The 22,608-nt window shown below is 75.4% G+C and carries 9 protein-coding genes; all 9 read right to left on the minus strand.

From position 1 onward, the window contains the following. Positions 1-110 precede the first annotated feature (110 nt). Positions 111-1,127, minus strand: a complete 1,017-nt coding sequence (locus tag MRQ36_RS32055) for an asparagine synthetase A (protein ID WP_242800562.1) — start codon at positions 1,125-1,127, stop codon at positions 111-113. A 14-nt stretch (positions 1,128-1,141) separates the two neighbouring features. Further along, complete coding sequence (locus tag MRQ36_RS32060; RefSeq protein ID WP_242800564.1) at positions 1,142-2,395, minus strand: methylaspartate mutase; 1,254 nt, start codon at positions 2,393-2,395, stop codon at positions 1,142-1,144. Continuing rightward, positions 2,392-2,808 (minus strand): cobalamin B12-binding domain-containing protein, encoded by a 417-nt coding sequence (locus tag MRQ36_RS32065; RefSeq protein WP_242800566.1) that lies wholly within the window; start codon positions 2,806-2,808, stop codon positions 2,392-2,394. Before MRQ36_RS32065 ends, MRQ36_RS32060 begins: the two co-directional genes overlap by 4 nt. Before the next feature lie 250 nt (positions 2,809-3,058). Next, the gene (locus tag MRQ36_RS32070) at positions 3,059-3,265 is read right to left on the minus strand and encodes an MbtH family protein (protein WP_242800568.1); all 207 of its coding nucleotides are present in this window, start codon (positions 3,263-3,265) and stop codon (positions 3,059-3,061) included. Between the two features lie 36 nt (positions 3,266-3,301). Next, a complete protein-coding gene (locus MRQ36_RS32075) occupies positions 3,302-13,624 on the minus strand; it encodes a non-ribosomal peptide synthetase (RefSeq protein ID WP_242800570.1) in 10,323 nt (3,440 codons plus the stop codon). Between the two features lie 140 nt (positions 13,625-13,764). After that, on the minus strand, positions 13,765-18,630 hold the full coding sequence (locus MRQ36_RS32080) for a condensation domain-containing protein (RefSeq protein WP_242800572.1): 4,866 nt from the start codon (positions 18,628-18,630) through the stop codon (positions 13,765-13,767). A gap of 127 nt (positions 18,631-18,757) precedes the next feature. Next, positions 18,758-20,563, minus strand: coding sequence for a non-ribosomal peptide synthetase (locus tag MRQ36_RS32085; protein WP_242800574.1), 1,806 nt, complete (start codon positions 20,561-20,563; stop codon positions 18,758-18,760). Positions 20,564-20,570: 7 nt separating this feature from the next. Continuing rightward, the gene (locus tag MRQ36_RS32090; RefSeq protein WP_242800576.1) at positions 20,571-21,605 is read right to left on the minus strand and encodes a TauD/TfdA family dioxygenase; all 1,035 of its coding nucleotides are present in this window, start codon (positions 21,603-21,605) and stop codon (positions 20,571-20,573) included. Positions 21,606-21,633: 28 nt separating this feature from the next. Next, the gene (locus MRQ36_RS32095; RefSeq protein ID WP_242800578.1) at positions 21,634-22,437 is read right to left on the minus strand and encodes a thioesterase II family protein; all 804 of its coding nucleotides are present in this window, start codon (positions 22,435-22,437) and stop codon (positions 21,634-21,636) included. Between the last annotated feature and the right edge of the window lie 171 nt (positions 22,438-22,608).

Genomic DNA, 22,608 nt, shown 5'->3' on the forward strand with positions numbered 1-22,608 from the left:
CCCGTAGAGCTGCCGGCCGTAGCCGTCGACCGGGGGGAAGACCGCGGCGGTGCCGTGCCGGGCCCGGTCGCGGACCGCCGCCTCGGGATAGCCGGGGGCGTGCACGCCGGTCACGGGGCCACCACCCCGGGCAGCTTCGGGTACGCGCTGACCTGCCACAACGCGTCCAGGCCGGTGAGGAAGCGGACCAGCCGCTGCACCCCCATGCCGAACCCGGCGCTGGCCGGGATGCCTTCCCGCGCCAGCTTCAGGTACCAGTCGTACTTGGCCGGGTTCTCGCCGCTCTCCCGCATCCGGGTGACGATGGTGGCGTAGTCCGACTCGCGTTCGCTGCCGCTGACCAGCTCCCCGTAGCCGCCGTGCGCGATGAGGTCGAAGTTGCGCAGCACGCCGGGGCGGGCCGGGTCCTCCCGGTCGTAGAAGCCGCGCGAGCCCTTCGGGTAGTCGGTGACGAAGAACGGCCGGTCCGCCTCCCGGGACAGGGTCTCCTCCCCCACCCAGTCGATCTCGGCGTCGGCGCTCTGCGGGTGCCCGCCGCCGCGCAGCCGCTCGACCGCCTCGGCGTGGGTGCAGGTGTCGAACTTGCCGGTGAGCAGCTCGGTGAAGGCCAGCCGGTCGCGGCCCAACTCGTCCAGGACGTCCGGCACGGTGTCCAGGACGTGCCGGACGACGTGGGTGAGCAGCCCAGCGGCGATCTCCATGGCGTCGTCCCGGGTGGCCCCGGCGCACTCCACGTCGATCTGGTGGAACTCCACCAGGTGCCGGCCGGTGCCGGCGGTCTCCGGCGGCTCGACCCGCACGTTCGGGGCGATGTAGAAGAGCTTGCCGAAGCCCCGCAGCGACGCCTGCTTGTAGAGGATCGCGCTGGTCATCAGCTTGTACGGGTGGCCGTAGTAGTCGACGTCGAGGGCCTTGGCGCCCCGGCCGCCGGGGTCGGTCACCGGGCCGATCAGCGGCGGCAGGAGCTCGGTGAAGCCCCGGCCGCGCAGGAACTCCCGCGCCGCGTACAGCGCCTCCTGCTGCACCGCCATGGCGGCCCGGGTCGCCGGAGCGACCAGGTGCTCGCCGAGCGGTCCAGGTCGGGGTCCGGCCCCGGTCACCGCCGGCTGGTGGTCCGTCTGGTGCATCTCGCCTCCCGGTGTCATTGGTCGTACCTGCGCGCGACGGTGTGCAGGGCGGACAGCAGTCGCGTCGAAGTCATCGCCGGCCGGTCGGTCGCCGGTCGGGTGGTGGGGATCGGCATCCGGCCGACCGCCGACCAGCGCAGCCGGCCGGCGTCGTCGATCCAGCTGCGGGACCGGCCGGCGTTGTCCGGGTGCAGGCAGTACGGCACGTCGAGGTAGCCGCGCCGGAACGCCTCGTGCAGCGCCTCGCCCGGCTCGTCGTGCAGCTCCAGCACCGCCTCGACCAGGGCCCGCGCCTCCGCGTACACGCCGGTGTCGGCCGGCTGGCCGGCATACGGCTCGGTGACGCCCGCCGTCGCGGCGGCCGTCTCCAGGGCCCGGACGTTCTCCTCCACGGTGGGGATCCGGTGCGCCTCGGCGACCGTCTTGACGATCAGCCGCTCCGCCCCGGCGCGGACCGCCAGTTCGGCGGAGGCCGCGAGCAGCCGGCGCGCGCCGCGCGGCGACGTCGGGAAGGCGCCCATGTAGGTGTAGAGCACCACGTGCCGGTCCACCGACGCCGGCAGGAACTCCGCGGCCAGCCGGCGCAGCGCGCGGACGGCTTCGAGGTCCTGCCCGGGGTCGGTCTGCTGGGCATAGCTGAGCGAGACGCTGGTGATGCCGTGCCGGGCGAAGAACACGCCCTCCAGCAGGCTGATCGCCACCAGCAGCCCGGGCGGGCAGAGCTGGCCGAGCAGGCAGCCGCCGAAGCTCTCCAGGTGCGCGGTGCCCGGCACCAGGTCGGCCAGCAGCTCGCAGGCGTGCGCCCAGTTGCGCACCGACTCGCGCAGCGGGGTGCGCCCGTACGGCAGGCAGTAGGAGACCGGGCCGCCCTCGGTGGCGTGCAGTCCGGCGGCGGCCAGCGCCCGGATGATCGGCTCCGGCCGGGACGACCCGTGCCGCACCTGCACCGGGAAGGAGTCGTCGTGCACCCCGTCCAGCAGCGCGCGGGTGGTCGCCACCGGGTACGCCACGATCGGGTAGCCGTTGAGCGGGACGCCCTCGGTGAGCGCCCGGTGGGCGGCGTCGTGCGCGCCGACCCGGGTGTAGCTGTCGATGGTGACCGTGCCGACCGTGGTGGCGGCGGCGAACCTGGTGCGTTCCAGCCCGGCGCGCATCCGGCGCAGGTCGCTGAAGCCCATCCGGGGCTGTACGACCAGCCGCCCGGCGGCGGCGGCGTCGGCGACGAACCGGCCGAAGGGGCTCGCCGGCCGCCCGGTCGGCGCGGTCATGCCGTCCGCCCCGCAGCGGCCGACGGGCCGACCGTCAGCGCGGTCAGGAACCGCTCGAAGGCGAGCAGGTCACCGTCGTCGAAGACGGCGTCGAACCCGGCCGCGCGCAGCCGCGCCACCCGGTCGGCGTCGTCGCGCCCGTCCAGTCCGAGCTTGCCGCCGATGACCACCGGCAGGCCGGCCAGGTCGGGCTCGGCGCGCAGCCGGGTGATCGCGGCGAGACCGTCGGCGTAGCCGTGGCCGTTGACGCTGCTGATCACCACCAGGTCGGGGGCGTCGGTGCGGCAGCGCCGCACCAGCAGCTCCTCCGGCACGCACGGGCCGAGGTTCACCACGGTCCGGCCCTGCTCCTCCAGAAAGAGCTGGAGAAATACCAGGTTCCAGGTGTGGGAATCAGAGACGGTACCGGTCAACAGGACTGTGCCTGGGCCTTGCGACAGCGCCATCGAGGCTCTCCGAACAGACAGTGGGGACGCCCGTTCCGGATGCGGTGGGCGCATCCGGCGGTTCCGTTTTGCACAAGGTCGAATCTAGGGGCGTCCGGGGCCGCCGAACGGTAGTTGGAGAGGCAGGAAGGCGGGCAGTCGGCGGGCCGCGGGGCGGCGCTGTCCACACACGACGACGGCCCCCCGCGATGTCGCGGGGGGCCGTCCTGAGCTGGGCTCACGCGTACTGGGCGACCAGGCTCCGGGGGCGGATGTCGGTCCAGGCGCCCTCGATGTGGTCGAGGCACTCCTGCCGGCCGGCGGGGCCGAAAGCGGTCTGCCAGCCGCCCGGCACCGCCGCGAAGACGGGCCACAGGGAGTGCTGTCCCTCGTCGTTGGTCAGGACCAGGAAGGTGCCGTCTGCGTCGTCGAACGGATTCGCCATGTCAATTTCCTCTCTCGATGTTTCCGGACGTGTTCGTCACGCGATCTCGGTCAGCTTCCCGGCGAGGACGCCGCCGATTTCCGCGAGTGGTTCCCTTTCGGTCATCCGCAGATGAGTGGTGTCGATGTCGTGGCATTCCAGCGTGCCGGCGATGTGCTCCTCCCACAGTTTCGGCGAGGTGACGCCGGCGGAGTCGGCCCGACCGGCGGAGAAGAACAGCAGGTCACCGGCGAAGACCGCCGGCCGGTACGCCGCCATGATCTCGGCGTGGTTGACCGCGGCCAGGACCAGCGCGTGCACCTCGTCGGCGGTGAAGCCGGCCAGCACCGGGTCCCGGCGGCGGAGCACCTCGACCACGGCGTGCGGGTCGTACCGGTCGAGGAAGCCGGGCGGCAGGTCGTCGACCTCGCCGTCGTCGTCGCCGACCAGCATCCGCATGGTCTCCCGGTCGTCGCGGGGCCGCGCCGCGTCCTCGGCGGACACCGGGTACGCGTCCATCATGGCCAGCAGCTCCACCTCCTCGCCGGCCCGTTGCAGGGCGACGGCCATGGCGTGTGCCACCACCCCGCCGAAGGACCAGCCGAGCAGCCGGTAGGGCCCCTGCGGCTGCACCCGCCGGATCTCGGTCAGGTACTCCTCGGCCAACTCCTCGACCCCGGTCGCCCGGTAGCCGGGGGTGCTCAGCGCGCGGGTCTGCAGGCCGTACAGCGGCTGGTCGGGGCCGAGGTGCGCGGCGAGACCGGCGTACGACCAGCTCATCCCGGCGCCGGGGTGGACGCAGAACAGCGGCCGGCGGGTGCCCTCGGGATGCAGCGGCAGCAGCACGCCCAGCGCGTCGCCGCCGGTGGGCTCGCCGAGCAGCCCGGCGACGGTCGGGTGCTGGAACAGGTCGCGGACGCCGAGGTCCCGGCCGAGGGTGGTGCGGATCCGGCTGACCAGCCGGGTGGCCAGCAGGGAGTGCCCACCGAGGTCGAAGAAGTTGTCGTCGACGCCCACCGTGTCGACGCCGAGGACCTCGGCGAAGAGGCGGCACAGCTGCTGCTCGTCCGGGGTGCGCGGGGCCCGGCCGGCGGGTCCGGCGTGCGCGGGGGCGGGCAGCGCCCGGCGGTCGAGCTTGCCGTTGACGGTGACCGGCAGCTTGTCGAGCAGCACCACCGCCGAGGGGACCATGTAGCCGGGCAGGGTCCGGGCGGCGTCCGCCCGCAGGGTGGCCTCGTCCACCGTCGCGCCGTCGACCGGCACCACGTACGCGACGAGGCGCTTGTCCCCGGGCCGGTCCTCGCGGACGACCACGGCGACCTGGCCGACGCTCGCGTGGGCGGCGACGGTGGCCTCCACCTCGACCGGTTCGATCCGGAAGCCCCGGATCTTGACCTGCCCGTCGGCCCGGCCGACGAAGCGCAGCTCGCCCCGGCCGGTCCAGGCGACCAGGTCGCCGGTGCGGTACATCCGGCCGCCGGCCGGGTCGAACGGGTCGGCGACGAACCGTTCGGCGGTCAGCGCCGGCCGGCCCAGGTAGCCGCGGGCCACCTGGTCGCCGGCCAGGTAGAGCTCGCCGGTGGCGCCCAGCGGCACCGGGTGCAGCCGCTCGTCGAGCACGTACGCCCGGGTGTTGTCCAGCGGCCGACCCAGGTGGACGCCGGTGAACTCCCGCCGCTGCGTGCCGAAGCGCTGGTAGTGGGAGGCGAAGGTGACCTCGGTGGGCCCGTAGCTGTGCACCAGCACCGTGTCGGGGCAGTGCTCCAGCACCCGCCGTACGGCCGCCGGGGAGGCGACGTCGCCGCCGGTCCACACCTCCTTCAGCCGGGCCAGGGTGTCCAGGCCCTCGTCGGCCATGACGTGGAACAGGCCCATGGTGAAGTAGGCGGCGGTCACGTCGTGGCGGCTGATGGTCCGGGCCAGCTCGCCCAGGTCGGCGCCCTCCCCCTCGGCGATCACCAGTTCCCCGCCGGTGAGCAGCGGCACCCAGATCTCGTAGGTGGAGGAGTCGAAGCCGTAGTTGGAGTGCACCAGCATCCGGCGGTGGTGCTCGGCGTTCCAGCACCGGTCGGCGACGAGTTCCCGCACGTTGCGGTGGGTCACCCCGACGCCCTTGGGCCGGCCGGTGGAGCCGGAGGTGAACATGACGTACATCAGGGACCGGTCGTCCAGCGGCAGGTCCAGGTCGTCGTCGCGGTCGCCGGCCGGCCCGTCGAAGGGTACGACCAGGGTGCCGTGCGCCCGCTCGTCGGGCAACGCCGGGTTGGCCGCCGCGTCGGCGTCGACCAGCAGGACGGTGGCCGCCGAGTCCGCCATCACCGTCCGGACCCGGGCCGGCGGCAGGGTGGTGCCGACCGGGACGTACGCGGCCCCGCACTTGAGCACGGCGAGGCTGGCCACGATCAGGTCGACGCCGCGCCGCATCAGCACCCCGACCGTCGACTGTGGTCGGACGCCGGCCGCGACGAGTCGCCGGGCCAGCGCGTTGGCCCGCCGGTTCAGCTCGGCGTAGCTGAGCCGCCGGTCGCCGAAGGTGACCGCGATCGCCTCCGGGGTGCGCCGGGCCTGCTCCTGGAACGCCTCGTGCACCCCGCCCCGGGTGGCCGGCACGGTCGTGTCGTTGTAGTCGACCAGCAGCCGCCGCCGCTCGTCGGCGCCGAGCAGGTCCACGTCGCCGATCCGCCGCGCCGGGTCGGTGGCGACGGCGGTGAGCAGCCGGGCCAGCCGGTCGGCCAGCAGCGCGGCGGTGCCCGGGTCGAACAGGTCGGCGGCGTACTCCAGCACACCGTCCAGGCCGGCCGGGGCACCGGTGTCGTCCTGCCGTTCGCCGACCGACAGGGTCAGGTCGAACTTGACGGTGCCGAGGTCGAAGGGGATCTCGGTGCCGGCGAACGGCGAACCGGTCGGGTCCACCTCGGCGGTGTTGCGCACCAGCAGCATCACCTGGAACAGCGGGTGGTGGGCGGTCGAGCGGGTCGGGTTGAGCTCCTCGACGAGGCGGTCGAAGGGCAGGTCCTGGTGGTCGTACGCGGCCAGGTCGGCGTCCCGGACCCGGGTGACCAGGTCGGCGAAGGTGGGGTTGCCGGCGACGTCGGTGCGCAGCACCAGGGTGTTGACGAAGAACCCGACCAGGTCGTCCAGGGCCTCGTCGCCGCGACCGGCCACCACAGTGCCGACCGGGATGTCCGGGCCGGCGCCGAGCCGGGACAGCAGCACCGCGAAGGCGGCCTGGAGCACCATGAACAGCGTGGCCCCGGTGGCGCGGGCGACCCGCAGCACCGCGGCGTGGGTCGCCGCGTCGACGGTGAACGGCACCACGTCGCCCCGGTGGCTGGCGACCGCCGGGCGGGGCCGGTCGGCGGGCAGCTCCAGCACCTGCGGCGCGCCGGCCAGGGCGGTCCGCCAGAAGTCGAGCTGCCGGGCCAGCAGGCTGGCCGGGTCGGCGGCGTCGCCGAGCAGCGTGCGCTGCCAGCGGGTGTAGTCGACGTACTGGACGGGCAGCGGCGGCCAGTCCGGCGCCCCGCCCGCCGCCCGCGCCTCGTAGGCGGTCGACAGGTCGCGCAGCAGCGGTCCCATCGACCAGCCGTCCCCGGCGATGTGGTGCACCAGCACCACCAGCGCCTGGCGCTCGCCGGCCGGCCGCAGCAGCCAGGCCCGCAGCGGGACCTCGGTGGCCAGGTCGAACACGTGCCCGGCGGCGGCCTCGATGGCCGGGGCCAGCTCGTCGGCGGGCAGGTCCCGCACGGTCAGCTCGGGCCGGCCGTCGGCGAGGACCACCTGGTACGGCTCGCCGTCGACCGCCCGGTAGACCGTCCGCAGCACCTCGTGCCGCCCGGCCACGTCGGCCAGCGCGGCGGCCAGCACCTCCGGGTCGAGGTCCCGGTCCAGCCGCAGCGCCACCGGGATGTTGTAGACCGCGCTGGGCCCGTCCAGCTCGCCGAGGAACCAGAGCCGGTGCTGCGCGTACGACAGCGGCACCCGGTCGGCCGGCGCGGCCGGCACCAGCGCGGGCCGGACGGTGCCGCCGCCCAGCTCGTCGACCCGGCGGACCAGCCCGGCCGGGGTGGGCGCCTGGAACAGGTCCCGCACGCCGACCTGGGTGCCCTGCACGGCGCGGATCCGGTTGACCAGCTTCGCGGCGAGCAGGGAGTGCCCGCCGAGGGCGAAGAAGTCGTCGTCCACGCCGACCCTCGGCACCCCGAGCACCGCGCCGAACAGGTCGCACATCAGCTGCTCGGCCGGGGTGCGCGGGGCCCGGTACGCGGTGGTCGGGCCGTATTCGGGGGCGGGCAGGGCGGCCCGGTCGACCTTGCCGTTGGCGGTCAGCGGCAGCCGGTCCAGCACCACGAACGCAGCCGGCACCAGGTGTGCGGGCAGCGCCGCGGCCGCATCCTGGCGCAGCTCGGCCACGGCGAGGTCACCTCCCGGGTCGGCCGGCGTCAGGTAGGCCACCAGCCGCTTGTCCCCCGGTCGGTCCTCGCGGACGACGACGGTGACGCCGCCGACGCCGGGCCGGCGGGCGAGCACGGCGGCGACCTCCCCCGGCTCGATCCGGAAGCCGCGGATCTTCACCTGGTCGTCGGCGCGGCCGACGATCTCCACGGTGCCGGCGCGGGTCCACCGGGCCAGGTCACCGGTGCGGTACATCCGGGCGCCGGCGGGGCCGAACGGGTCGGCGACGAACGCGGCGGCGGTCAGCCCGGCCCGGTGCAGGTAGCCGTCGGCCAGGCCGGTGCCGGCGACGTACAGCTCGCCGGTGACGCCGACGGGCACCGGCGACAACCGGTCGTCGAGGACGTAGCAGCGGCGGTTGGCCAGGGGGGCGCCCACCGGGACCGGGGCGGTCCGGGGCGGGCTGTCCACCGGGTGGCAGTTGGTGAAGATCATGCTCTCCACCGGGCCGTACCCGTGCACCAGGCGCAGGTGGGGGAAGCGACGGCGGGCCCGGGCCAGGTGTTCCACCGAGGGGGCCTCGCCGCCGGTGACCACCTGCCGGACGGCGGCGAGGGCGTCGGGGTGCTCGTCGAGCATCAGGTTGAACAGGCCGGCCGACAGCCACAGGGTGGTGACGTCGTGCGCGGCGACCAGCTCGGCGATCCGGGCCGGTTCGGGCCGCTGGCCGGGCTGGAGCACGCAGGTCGCACCGTTCAGCAGCGCCCCCCAGAACTCCAGCGCGAACGCGTCCCAGGAGACCGGCGCCGCCTGCAACCACACCTGGTCCGGTCCGAAGTCGACGAAGTCCTGCCCGGTGACGGTGCCGACGATGGCCCGGTGCGCCGACAGCGCCCCCTTGGGCCGTCCGGTGGAGCCGGAGGTGAACATGACGCAGGCCGGGTCGCCGGGATCGCCGGGCAGGTCGAGGGGGTCGGCGGAGAGCCGGTCCAGGGTGGCGGCGGCCTCGTCGAGCAGCACGGTGCGGTCGGGTCGGGCGGCGCCGAGCCGGTCCACCAGCGTGCGGTCGCTGACCAGCGCGGCCACCGCGGCGTCCGCGGTCAGGTCGGCCAGCCGGGCGTCCGGGAACTCCGGGTCGAGCAGCGCGTACGCGGCACCGGCCCGCAGGGCGGCGAGCAGCGCGACGGCCATGGTGAGGCCGCGTTCCAGCAGTACGCCGACGGTGTCGCCGCGCCGCACGCCGAGGTCGACCAGGTGCCGGGCGAGCCGATTGGCCGCCGCGTCGAGCTGGGCGTACGTCATCCGCCCGGTGCCGTGCACCAGGGCGACCCGGTCCGGGTGGGCGGCGGCCTGTCGGTCGAACGCCTCGGTGACCCGCAGGTCGGGTGCGGGGCGGGTGGTGTCGTTGAAGGTGTGCAGCAGCTCGTGACGCTCGTCGGCGGTGAGCAGGTCGACGTCGCGCACGGGGGTGTCGGGGTGGGCGGTGACGGCGGCGAGCAACCGGGCGAGGGTGGCGGCGAGCCGGGTGACCGTGGGCGGGTCGAAGAGGTCGGTGGCGTACTCGACGGCGCCGGTGATGCCGACGGGGACGCCGTTCGGGTCGTGCTGTTCCTGCACGGCGAGGGTCAGGTCGAACTTCGCCACCCCGGCCCGGAACGACAGCTCCTCGCCGGCCAGCACGGCGTCGGGTGCGGCCTCCCCGCCGGTCGCGTTCTGGAGCACCAGCATGACCTGCACGAGCGGGTGGTGGGCAGTGGATCGGGTCGGATTCAGCTCCTCCACCAGGCGTTCGAAGGGCAGGTCCTGGTGGTCGTACGCGGCCAGGTCGGCGTCCCGCACCCGGGCCACCAGGTCCGCGAAGGTCGGATCGCCGGAGACGTCGGTCCGCAGCACCAGCGTGTTCACGAAGAACCCGACCAGGTCGTCCAGCGCCTCGTCACCGCGACCGGCGATGACCGTCCCGATCGGAATGTCGGTGCCCGCACCCAGGCGGGACAGCAGCGCCGCCAGTGCCGCCTGGAGGACCATGAACACCGTCGCCCCGGTGTCCCGGGCCACCCGCAGCACCGCCTCGTGCGTCCGGGCGTCCAGCGCGAACGGCACCAGGTCGCCCCGGTGGGTGGCCTCGGCGGGGCGGGGACGGTCGGCGGGCAGCTCCAGGACCTGCGGCGCGCCGGCCAGGGCGGTCCGCCAGAAGTCGAGTTGCCGGGCCAGCAGGCTGGCCGGGTCGGTCGGGTCACCGAGCAGGTCCTGCTGCCAGAGCGTGTAGTCGGCGTACTGCACGGGCAGCGGCGCCCAGTCGGGGGCGTGGCCCGCGTCGCGGGAGGCGTACGCGATCGCCAGGTCGCGCAGCAGCGGGCCGGTCGACCAGCCGTCGCCGGCGATGTGGTGCACCAGCACCACCAGCACCTGGCCACCGTCGTCCACCCGCAGCAGCCACACCCGGAACGGGATCTCCATTGCCAGGTCGAAGACGTGCCCGGCCGCCGCGTCGACCGCCCCGGGGAGGTCGTCGGCGGGGACGTCCCGCACGGTCAGCTCGGGGCGTACGCCATCCAGGACCACCTGGCAGGGCTCGCCGTCGACCACCCGGTAGACGGTGCGCAGCACCTCGTGCCGGTCGGCCACGTCGGCGAGCGCCACGGCCAGCACGGCCGGGTCGAGGTGCCGGTCCAGCCGCAGCGCGACGGGGAGGTTGTAGACCGCGCTCGGGCCGCCGAGTTCGTCGAGGAACCACAGCCGGCGCTGCGCGTAGGAGAGCGGCACCCGCTCGGCGGTGGCGGCCGGGGCGAGGGCGGGTCGGGCGGCGGTGGTCAGCTCGCCGATCCGGCGGTCCAGCGTGGCGGGGGTGGGGGCGAGGAAGAGGTCCCGGATGCCGACCTCGGCGCCGAGCACCGAGCGGATCCGGTTGACCAGCCGGACGGCGAGCATGGAGTGCCCGCCGAGGGCGAAGAAGTCGTCGGCGGCGGCCACCGTGGGCAGGCTCAGCACCTCGGCGAAGAGCCCGCGCAGGATCTCGGTCCGGGGCGAGCCGGCGCGCCCGCCGGTCACCGCCACGGCGGTGCCGGTTCGGGTACGGGCGGTCGCGCGCCGGGCGTCGAGGCTCTCCCGTTCGGCATCGCTGAGCACGTCGAGGGCACCGACCGGGGTGGCGGGGTCGGCGGCGACGGCCCGCAGCAGCCGCAGGTAGACCTCCAGCAGCAACCGCGCGGTCGGCTCGTCGAAGAGGTCGGCCGCGTACTGGAGCCAGATCTCGACGTCGCCGCCGTCGGGCGCGGCCACGCAGGAGACGCTGAGGTCGAACTTGGCGGTGTCCAGGCCGGCGGGGGCGATCCGCCCGTCCAGGTCGAAGATCCGCAGCTCGTCCGGCACGGCGGTGTCGACGGTCAGCATCACCTGGAAGAACGGGTGGTGGCCCAGCGACCGGGCCGGGTTGAGCCGCTCCACCACCAGGTCGAACGGCACCTCCTCGTGGGCGTACGCGGCCAGGTCGGCGTCGCGCACCCGCGCCACCAGGTCGGCGAAGGCCGGGTCGTCCGACAGGTCGGTGCGCAGCACGACGGTGTTGACGAAGAAGCCGACCAGGTCGTGCAGCGCCTCGTCGGAGCGGCCGGCGACGGGGGTGCCGATCGGCACGTCCGTCCCGGCACCGAGCCGGGTGAGGGTGGCCGCGAGCGCGGCGTGGAAGAGCATGAACGGGCTGGCCTGTCGCTCCTCGCCGAGCCGGCGCAGCCGGCGGTGGGTGTCGGCGTCGAGCAGCGCCCGGATCGAGGCGCCCCGGTGGCTGGGCTCGGTGGGGCGGGGCCGGTCCAGCGGCAGGTCGAGCACGGCCGGGGTGTCGGCGAGGGTGTCCCGCCACCAGGCGAGCTGCCGGGCGAGCAGGCTGGTCGGGTCGTCGACGTCGCCGAGCAACTCCTGCTGCCAGAGGGTGTAGTCGGCGTACTGGACGGGCAGCGGCTCCCAGTCGGGGGCGGCCCCGCCGAGGCGGGCCTGGTAGGCGGTGGCCAGGTCGCGCAGCAGCGGTGCCATCGACCAGCCGTCGGTGGCGACGTGGTGCAGCAGCAGCACCAGCACCGAGCGGTCCGGACCGGCCACGACCAGGCGGACCCGCAGCGGCGGCTGGGTGGCGATGTCGAAGGTGCCGGCGGCGAAGCCGGCCACCGCCGCGTCGACCTGGTCGGCGGGGCACTCGACCACCGAGAGGCCGTCGCCGGGCGCGGCGAGGACCCGCTGCACGGGTTCGCCGTCGACGGAGGGATAGACGGTGCGCAGCACCTCGTGCCGGTCGGTCACGTCGGCCACGGCGGCGGCCAGCGCCGTCCGGTCCGGCACGCCGGCCAGGTCGAGCACGACCGGGACGTTGTAGGTGGCGGACGGTCCTTCGAGGCGGTTGAGGAACCACAGCCGGCGCTGCGCGTAGGAGAGCGGGACCAGTTCCTCGCCGGGCTCGGGGCGGTAGTCGGGCAGCTCCGGCTCGGGCGTACCGCCGGCCCGGGTCGGGGACATGGTGCGCAGCAACGACCGGTCGATCTTGCCGGTGCTGCTGCGCGGCAGCGCGCGTACCGGGCTGACCACGCCGGGCACGGCCGCGGCGGGGAGCCGTTCCGCCAGGTACGCCCGGACGTCCTCGGCGGTGACCGGGCCGACGACGTACGCGACGAGCCGCTTGACCCCGTCGGCGAGTTCCTGGGCGACGACGGCGGTCTCCCGCACCTCGGGGTGGCCCAGCAGCACCGACTCCACCGCGGCCGGGTCGATCCGGTGCCCGTTGATCTTGACTTCGTCGTCGAACCGGCCGAGGTAGCCGAGCTGCCCGTCGGGACGGACCCGGACCCGGTCGCCGGTGCGGTACGCCGGCGCCCCGTCGAGGGTGGTGAACCGGCGGGCGGTCAGCTCGGCACGACCCAGGTAGCCGTCGGCCAGACCCCCGCCGAGCAGCCACAGCTCGCCGTCGACGAGGGCCGCCCGCACCCCCGGCAGCGGCAGCCCGATCGGCACCTCGCCACCGTCGTGGCGGGACAGGTCGGCGACGGTCGCCACCACCGTGGCCTCGGTCGGCCCGTAGGTGTTGAGCAGCCGGACGGCGTCGCCGACGGCCGACCGCCAGCGGGCCACCCGCTCGGGCAGTGCCGCCTCCCCGCCGATGACCACGGTGCGCAGCGTCGGCGGCAGCGTGACCACCCCGGTGGAAAGCGCGTACGCCAGTTCGTGCCAGTACGCGGTGGGCAGGTCCAGCACGGTGATGCCGTACCGGGCGCAGCCGGCCAGCAGCGCCGGCACGTCCAGCATGTCGTCGCCGCGCAGCACCAGGGTGCCGCCGGCGCAGAGCGTCACGAAGATCTCCTCGACGCTGGCGTCGAAGTGCAGCGGGGCGAACTGGAGCACCCGGTCGTCGGCGCCGACGTCGTAGCGGCGGGTGGCCCCGGCCACGAAGTGGGCCAGCGCCGCCCGGCCGACCAGCACCCCGTTGGGGGTGCCGGTGGAGCCGGAGGTGTAGATGACGTACGCGGTGTCGACCGGCACGGTCGCGGCGCCGAGCACCACCTCGCCCCGGTCGATCACCTCGGCCAGGGTGGGCGGCGCGCCGGCCCCGGCGTCGGCGAGGATCGCCTCGTTGCGGGCGGCTGGCGCCCCCGGGTCCAGCGGCAGGTACGCGGCCCCGGTGCGCAGCACCGCCAGGATCGCCACGATCGCGTCCACGCCCCGGGCCCGGCAGACCGTCACCAGCCGGCCCGGTCCGGCACCCTCGGCGGCCAGCCGGGTGGCCCGTCGCGCGACGGCCGCGTCCAGCTCGGCATAGCTGAGGGTGGTCGGCCCGGCGGTCAGGGCGGGGCGGTCCGGGGCGGCGGCGACCCGGTCGGCGAACGCCGTCGTCACCGGGACGACCGGCCCGGCGAGCGGCTCGCCGTCGAGGATCGCGTCGGGCCGCCGGCCGTCCCGGTCCGACCGGGGGTCGGTCGCTGGCCCGGCGTGGTCGATCGAAGGCATCGAACTTCCTCCTGCAGGGTTCGGGTGGGTACCGGTGCCGTCCCTTGTGGACGGATCTGGTGCCGGGGCGCCGGCCGTCGGCGGTCGGTGGGGGCGGTCGCCGGATGACCTGCCCCGGCGGCGCGCTGACCTCAGGCTAGTCAGCGCGCCGCCGGGGCAGCGGCAGTCGGCGAGGCAGGATGGTCCCGCCCCGCGGCGGTGTTACCGGGCGCCGGCGCGGCGCGGCGGCGCAGCGTGGGCCGGGCGGGCGCGGCGCTCGCGGCACTCGCGGCGAGGCGCTCGGCGAGCGCGGCCACCGACGGGGCCTGGAACACGTCCCGGATGGTGACCTCCACCGACAGGGCGGCGCGGATCCGGTTGACCAGCCGCACGGCGAGCAGCGAGTGCCCGCCGATCCGGAAGAAGTTGTCGTGCGGGTCGACCGGCCGCCCGTCGAGCACCTCGGAGAAGAGTTCCCGCAGCCGGGACTCGCGCGGGTCCCGGGCGGCGGCGGTCGCGTCCGCCGGGGCGGGCAGGGCGGCCCGGTCGAGCCGGCCGTCCGGGGTGAGCGGCAGCGTCGCCAGCACCACGAGGTCCGCCGGCACCAGGTGCTCCGGCAGGGTCTGCGCGGCGTGCCGGCGCAGCTCGGCCACGGCGACCGCCGCGCCGGGGCCGGACCACGTATCCGACCAGCCGCTCGCCGGCGGGCCCGCCCGGGGTGTCGGCGCGGACGACCACCGCGGCCCGCCGGACCGCCGGGTGCGCGGTGAGCGTCGCGGCCACCCGCTGCGGATCCACGGGTACGCCGTGCAGGCGCGGCGGGTCCACCGGACCGTGCACCCGCAGGGTGCCGTCCGGGGCCCAGCTCGCCCGGTCGCCGGTGCGCAGCATCCACCCGCCGGTCGGGTCGCACGGGTCGACGACGAGCCGGGCGGCGGTGCCACCGGGCCGGCCCTCGGCCGGGCCGGTGCCGCACAGGTAGAGCTCGCCGGGGACGCCGGTGGGCACCGGCCGCAGCCGCTCGTCCAGGACGTGGCAGCGGTGACCGTCCCCGGCGACCGGCACGGTCGGGCCGGTGGGCGGCGCGTCGACCGGATGGGTGAGCGCCCACGGCCCCGCCTCCACACCCCGTACGCGTGCACCAGCCGCAGCCCGGGGTGCCGGCGGCGGACCTCGGCGAGGTGGGTGACCGACGGCGGCTCGCCGCCGGTGACCACCTGCCGCAGCCCGGCGAAGACCCCCGGGTGCTCGTCGGCGAGCAGCGCGAGGAACGCGGCCGGCAGGGCCAGGGCGGTGACACCCTGCGCGGCGACGAGGGCGGCCAGCGCGGCGGGGGCCGGCGGGACCCGCTCCGGCAGCACGCAGCGGGCCCCGGTGGTCAGCGCGGCCCAGAACGACGCCACGAAGTCGCCGGTGGACAACGGCGCCCACGCCAGCCACACCTCGTCGGCGCCGGTGTCCGACCCGGCCCGGACGACGGCGTCGACGAGCGCCCGGTGCGGGTGCGGCACCGCCCGTCCGTCGTCGCCGACCAGCACCACGGCCGCGTCGCCGGGGTGGCCCGGCACGGCCGGCGGGTCGGCGGGCCGGTCCCGCCAGTCGTCGGCGTCGACCAGCAGGGTGCGGGGCCGTCCGGCCAGCCGGGTGGCCTGCGCGGTGTCGGTGAGCAGGGCGGCCAGGGTGACGGTGGCGGCGCGGGCGGCCAGCGCCCCGTCGGGCAGCGCCGGGTCGAGCGGCAGGTACGCCGCACCCGCCCGCAGCGCGGCGAGGACGGCCACCGGCAGCGCCGGTCCGGGTGCCAGCAGCACCCCGACCACGTCTCCCCGGCGCACGCCGGACGCGGTCAGGTGCCGGGCCAGGCGGTTCGCGTCGGCGTCCAGTTCGGCGTACGTGATCCGCCGCGACCCGACGGCCACGGCGACGGCGGCCGGGGTGGCGGCGGCGTGGGCGGCGACGAGGTCGGCGAGCCCGACCGCGGGGTACTCCCCGTGGCCGCCGGTGTTCCGCCGGTGCTCGGCGGGAGTGAACAGGTCGAGGTCGCCGACGGGGGTGCCGGGGTCGGCGGTGACGGCCCGCAGCAGCCGGCCGAGCCGGTCGGCGATCAGCTCGGCGCTGGCCCGGTCGAACAGGTCGGTGGCGTACTCCAGCACGCCGCGGATGCCGCGCGGGGTGGTCCCGTCGTGGTCCTCGCGGACGGCCAGGGTCAGGTCGAACTTGGCGGTGCCGGTGTCGAACGGCACGTCCACGCCGGCCAGCGCGGTCCGGGAGGGCTGCGCCGCGCCGGTGTTCTGCAGCACCAGGGTGACCTGGATCAGCGGGTGGTGGGCGGTGGACCGGTTCGGATTCAGCTCCTCCACCAGGCGTTCGAAGGGCAGGTCCTGGTGGTCGTACGCGGCCAGGTCGGTGTCCCGCACCCGCGCCACGAGCTCGGCGAACGTCGGATCACCGGACACGTCGGTCCGCAGCACCAGCGTGTTGACGAAGAACCCGACCAGGTCGTCCAGCGCCTCGTCACCGCGACCGGCGATCACCGTCCCGATCGGAATGTCGGTACCCGCACCCAACCGCGACAACAACGCCGCCAGGGCCGCCTGCAGCACCATGAACACCGTCGCCCCGGTGTCCCGCGCCACCCGCAGCACCGCCTCGTGCGTACGCGCGTCCAACCCGAACGGCACCACGTCGCCCCGGTGGCTGGCGACCGCCGGGCGGGGCCGGTCGACCGGCAGCTCCAGCACCTCGGGGACGCCGTCCAGCGCGGCCCGCCAGTGGGCGAGCTGCCGGCCCAGCGGGCTGTCCGGGTCGTCGGCCGCGCCCAGGGTCTCCCGCTGCCAGAGGGTGTAGTCGGCGTACTGCACCGGCAGCGGCGCCCAGTCGGGGGCGGTCCCGGTGAGCCGGGCCTGGTACGCCACCGCGAGGTCGCGCAGCAGCGGGCCGGTCGACCAGCCGTCGCCGGCGATGTGGTGCACCAGCACCACCAGCACCTGACCGCCGTCGTCCAGCCGCAGCAGCCACAGCCGGAACGGGATCTCCACCGCCAGGTCGAAGACGTGGCCGGTGGCCGCGTCGACCACCCGGGACAGCTCGGCGGCCGGCACGTCCAGGACCGTGACGGTCGGTTCGGCGCGCTCCAGGACGACCTGGAACGGCTCGCCGTCGACGGCCGCGTACACGGTGCGCAGCACCTCGTGCCGGTCGGTCACGTCGCGCGCCGCCGCGGTGAGCGCCGCCGGTTCGAGGGGCCGGTCCAGTCGCAGCACCACCGGGATGTTGTAGATCCGGTCGGCGCCGTCCATCTCGGTGAGGAACCACAGCCGGCGCTGGGCGTACGACAGGGGCACCAGGTCCGGCCGGTGGGCCGGGGTGAGCGGCGCCCGGGCCCCGGTGCCGGTCAGCGCGCCAATGCGGCGGTCCAGCCCGGCGACGGTCGGGTCGAGGAAGAAGTCCCGCAGGCCGACCTCGACGCCGAGCACCGCGCGGACCCGGTTGACCAGTTTCGTGGCGAGCAGCGAGTGGCCGCCGGAGCGGAAGAAGTTGTCGTGCCGGCCGATCCGGTCGGTGCCGAGCGCGGCGGCGAAGAGACCGCAGAGGATCTCCTCCCGCGCACTGAGCGGCCCGTCGGCCTGCGGGGTCGCCGCGTCGACGGTCGGGGCGGTCACCAGCCGGGCGCGGCGCTCGGCCAGGCCGGTGCGCTCGGCGTCGGTGAGCACGTCGAGGGTGCCGACCGGGCTGGCCGGGTCGGCGGCGACGGCCCGCAGCAGGCGCAGGTAGACCTCCAGCAGCAGCCGCGCGGTGGCCTCGTCGAAGAGGTCCGCCGCGTACTGGAACCACACCTCCACCCCGGCGGGCGTCCCGTCGTCGTCGCGGACCTCGGTGCCGAAGACGGTCAGGTCGAACTTGGCGGCCTCCAGGGTGGCGGGTCGGACGGTGGCGGGCAGGTCGCCGAGGCGCAGCCCGGCCGGCGGGGCCGTGTCGACCGTCAGCATCACCTGGAAGAACGGGTGGTGGCCCAGCGACCGGTCCGGGTTGAGCCGCTCCACCACCAGGTCGAACGGCACCTCCTCGTGCGCGTACGCGGCCAGGTCGGCGTCCCGCACCCGCGCCACCAGCTCCGCGAAGGCCGGATCCCCGGAGACGTCGGTCCGCAGCACCACCGTGTTGACGAAGAAGCCCACCAGGTCGTGCAGCGCCTCGTCGGGCCGGCCGGCGACCGGCGCGCCGATCGGCACGTCCGTCCCGGCGCCCAGCCGGGTCAGGGTGGCCGCCAGCCCCGCCTGGAGCACCATGAACATGCTGGCCCGCCGGGTACGGGCCAGGTCGGCGAGGCGCCGGTGGCTGTCGGCGTCCAGCCAGCCGGTGACGGTGCCGCCGCGCCGGGTCGCCTCGGCGGTACGCGGCCGGTCCAGCGGCAGGTCCAGCACCGGCGGCAGGTCGGCGAGGGTCTGCCGCCACCAGGCGAGCTGGGTGCTCAGCAGGCTGTCCGGGTCGGACTCCTCCCCCAGCAGCTCCTGCTGCCAGAGGGTGTAGTCGGCGTACTGCACCGGCAGCGGCTCCCAGTCCGGCGCGGTCCGGGCCACCCGGGCCGCGTACGCCGCGGAGAGGTCACGCAGCAGCGGACCGGTGGACGCGCCGTCGGTGGCGACGTGGTGCAGCAGCAGCACCAGCACCGACCGGTCCGGGCCGGTCACCAGCAGCCGGACCCGCAGCGGCGGCTGCCCGGCGATGTCGAAGGTGCCGGCGGTGAACTCGGCCACCAGCTCGTCGACCTGGTCGGGCCCGCAGTCGCGGACCGACACCTCCACGGCGGTTTCGGTCAGCACGTGCTGGACGGGCTCGCCGTCCACCGACGGGAAGACGGTGCGCAGCACCTCGTGCCGGTGCACCAGGTCGGCGAGGGCCGCGCCCAGCGCCGCCAGGTCCGGCACCCCGGCCAGGGCCAGCACCACCGGCGCGTTGTACGTCGACGAGGGCCCCTCCAGCCGGTTCAGGAACCACAACCGGCGTTGCGCGTACGACAACGGGATCACGGAAACTCCTCCTGCTCGACCACGACTGACCGTCGGTCGGCGCCGTGGAATCCACGAAATCGGTGTCCATAGGGGTCGACGTGCGAGCCGCCGACGGGGCGGCTCGCACGCCGGTGGTACGGGCAGGTCAGGCCGACGCGAGTCGGGCGTCGATGGCCCGGGCCAGGTCCCGCAGCTTCGGGTTCTCGTACACCGTCTTGACGGGCAGGCTCAGCCCCAGCTCGGCGCGGACCCGGGAGACCAGCTTGATCGCCAGCAGCGAGTGGCCGCCCAGCTTGAAGAAGTTGTCGTCGGCGCTGATCGACGGCGCGCCGAGCACCTGCGACCAGACCGTGGCGATCAGCTCCTCGACCCGGCCGGTGGGTCGCTCCCCCACCGGCGTGGCGGCCTGGGGGGCGGCGGTGGGGGCGGGCAGCGCCGCCCGGTCCAGCTTGCCGCTGTTGGTCAGCGGGAACTTCTCCAGCGCGACGAACGCGGCGGGCACCATGTACGCCGGCAGGCTGTCCGCCGCCCGGTCCCGCAGCGTCGCCGGGTCGACCGGCCCGGTGGCCCGGTGGTAGGCGACCAGCATCGGCTCGCCCTGGTCCTCGCGGACCACCACGGCCACCTCGGCCACCGCCGGGTGGCCGGCCAGCACCGCCTCGATCTCGCCCAGTTCGATCCGGTGGCCGCGCACCTTCACCTGGCCGTCGACCCGGCCGAGGAACTCCAGCCGGCCGTCGGGCAGCTGCCGGCAACGGTCACCGGTGCGGTACATCCGCGCCCCGTCGACGGATTCCGGGTCGGCGACGAAGCGTTCCGCGGTCAGGCCGGGGCGGCGACGGTAGCCCCGGGCGACCCGGGAGCCGGCCAGGTAGAGCTCGCCCGGTTCCCCGGCGGCGACCGGGCGCAGGGCGTCGTCGAGCAGTCGCAGGTCGAGTCCGGGCAGGACGGTGCCGATGTGCGGCGGCCGGTCGCCGGTGATCCAGCCGGCGGTGGCGTCCACGACGCACTCGGTGGGGCCGTACACGTTGACCGCGCGGAGCACCCCGGACTCCACCAGGGCGGCGAGCCGGTCCCACAGCGACGGGCTGATCGCCTCGCCGCCGACGAGCAGGGTCAGCGGCCGTCCCTCGGCACCCCGGCTCGACGCGGCGAGGTGTTCCAGCAGCGGCTCGGCGTGCGACGGGGTGATGTCCAGGTCGGTCAGCGCGGCCCGTTCCACCAGCGCGCCGAGCAGTGCCGGGTCGGTGCGGGTCTGCTCGTCCAGCAGCACGACGGTGTCGCCGCGGCAGATCCGTACCCACTGCTGCACGGAGGCGTCGAAGGAGGGCGAGGCGTTCCAGCCGACCGTGCCGGCGTCCGCGCGGACGATGCCGGTGGACTCCAGCTCGGCCAGGAACGCGGCGACCGCGCCCCGGCTGACCTCGACGCCCTTGGGCCGGCCGGTGGAGCCGGAGGTGTAGATGACGTACGCGAGGGTGTCCGGGCCGACCGGCACCGGCCGGTACCCGCCGGCCGGGCGGTCGTCCGGCGCGGCGAGCGCCGCCACCGGCACCTGGGGTACGTCTCCGACCAGCGGCTCGGCCGTCGCGTCGGCGACGACCACCAGGTCGGCGCGGGCGTCGTCGACCAGGTAGCGGCGCCGCTCGGCGGGCAGCCGCGGGTCCACCGGCAGGTACGCCGCCCCGGCGGTCAGCGTGCCGAACATCGCGGCCACCAGGTCGACGCCGCGAGGCAGGCAGAGCGCCACCACGGTCTCCGGCCCGACGCCGTGGCCGGCGAGCCGGCGGGCGATCCGGGCGGCGGAGTCCCGCAGTTCGGCGAAGGTGAGGCGGGTGTCGCCGCTGACCACGGCGATCCGGTCGGCGGGCGCGTCGGCCAGCCGGTCGAGCAGGTCCCGGGCCGCGGCCGGCGGGACGGTGAGGGTGGGGTCGACGAGGACGCTGGTCATGGCCGGCTCACTTCCCGTACGGCGTGGCGGCCGGGGCGGTCTGCGGGGCGCAGTCGGCGAGCGCCACCGGGTCGCCCATCGCCACGAGGATCTTGCGGGCGCCGGTGAACGCCTCCCGACCGTGCGCGCAGGAGATGTTGTCGACCATCAGCAGGTCGCCCTCCTGCCAGGTCTCCCGGACCGTCACCCGGTCGTAGACGGCGTTGATGGCGGCGACCTCGTCGGCCGTCAGCGCCGACCCGTCCCCCACGTACGTGTCGAACGGCAGCCCGTCCTCGCCGTACGTCTCCTGGAGCACCTCGCGCACGTCGGCGTCGAGGGTGTGCCGGTTCCAGAAGGCGTAGTGGTTGAACCAGGACCGCTCGCCGGTGAGCGGGTGGGTGACGATCGCCGAGCGGCGCTGCCGGGTGCGCAGCTCCCCGTCGGGCAGCCACTCGTGGCCGATCACGTTCTCCCGGCAGTACTCCTCGACCCCGGCCGGGTCCTCGGTGCCGAAGCTCTTGTGCCAGGGCAGCCCGGCCAGCTCGGAGAAGTTGCGGACCAGCAGCCAGCCGTACGTCTCGAAGCGCTCGCGCAGGTCGGCGGGGATCTGCCGGAGGGCCTCGCGCATGTCGCCGACGGTGGTGGCGCCGCCGGTCTCCGGCGCGGTGACGCAGCCGAAGAGCAGGGTGCCCGGGAAGTCGAGGGTGTAGCTGTTCTCGTTGTGCAGCCGGATCGGTTGGGCGGCCGGCAGGTCGGTGGAGGAGAAGACCCCCTCGCCGAAGTCGGTACGCGGGGTGGCCTTCTCCCGGTAGCCGGTGCGCTGCGGCATCAGCACGTCCCGGACCCGGGCGAAGTCGGCGGTGTCGGTGACCGGCAGGCCGCGGATCATCAGGCTGCCGGAGCGGAGCAGCTCGGCGCGGATCGCCGCGCGGTGCGCGGTGACCCACGCGACGCCGGCGTCGAGGTCGTCGACCGGCGGGACGACGAGGACCGCCGGCTTGCCCGGCTCGCGGCGCACGTCGAGGTCGGTGGCGGGAACCGCCTGTGCGGTGGGTGACATCAGGATCCTCCTGGAAGGTCGGGGTGGGTCAGGCGAATTCGGGCCGGACGGTGTCGCCGTCGAGGACCCCGGTGACGAGGGACAGGAACTCCTCGAGCTGCTGCTGGAAATAGAAGTGCCCGCCCGGCAGGACGTGGGTGGTGACGGGGCCGGCGGTGACCTCGGCCCAGCGGCCGAGCGCCTCGGCCGGCACCACCGGGTCGACGCTGCCGCCGACGACGGTGACCGGGCAGGTCAGCGGGGCGGCCACGGCCGAGCGGTAGGCGTCGTCGAGGGCGAAGTCGGCGCGGATCGACGGCAGCACCAGTTCCCGCAGCTCCGGCTCGTCGAGGATGCCGTCGTCGGTGCCGCCGCGCGCCTTGATGGCGGCGACCAGCGCGTCGTCGTCGAGCGTGTCCGGATGCACCGGGCTGGGGTTGGCCAGGAACGGCGCGCGGCACGCGGAGACGACCAGGGCGCGCGGCGCGCGGCCGGCGTCGGTGAGGGCGCGGGTGACCTCGTACGCGACCAGCGAGCCCATGCTGTGCCCGAGCACCACCAGGTCGTCGGTGTCGGCGGGCAGGCAGGCCAGGATCGGGTCGACCAGGTCGGCCATCCGCTCGGGCAGCGGCTCGCTGAACCGGGCGCCGCGGCCGGGGTACTGGCCGATGAGCAGGCGCACGCCGTCGGGCAGCAGGGCCCGCCACGGCGCGTACGCGTGGGCGTTGCCGCCGGAGTGCGGCAGCACCAGCAGCGAGGTGCGGTGCGGGGCGGTCGCGTCGCCGCCGGGCAGCACCCAGACGACGTCGTCGGGGGCCGGCATGTCGGGGTCGAGCTGTCGGGCAGAGTCCACGGTGCGCTCCATTCTTCGACGCGCGTCAGGGAAGGGGGAGAAACAGCGGAAATGGGAGTCGACGCTTGATCCGGGCGCACATCCGAAATCCCATTCACCTCGAGGCTAACGACGGTTTCCGGGCCGGAGCGGCAGTACGCGGGGCAGGTTTCCCCGGCACCGCCGCAGCCG

The organism is Micromonospora sp. R77 (genome assembly GCF_022747945.1).
Taxonomy (GTDB): Bacteria; Actinomycetota; Actinomycetes; order Mycobacteriales; family Micromonosporaceae; genus Micromonospora.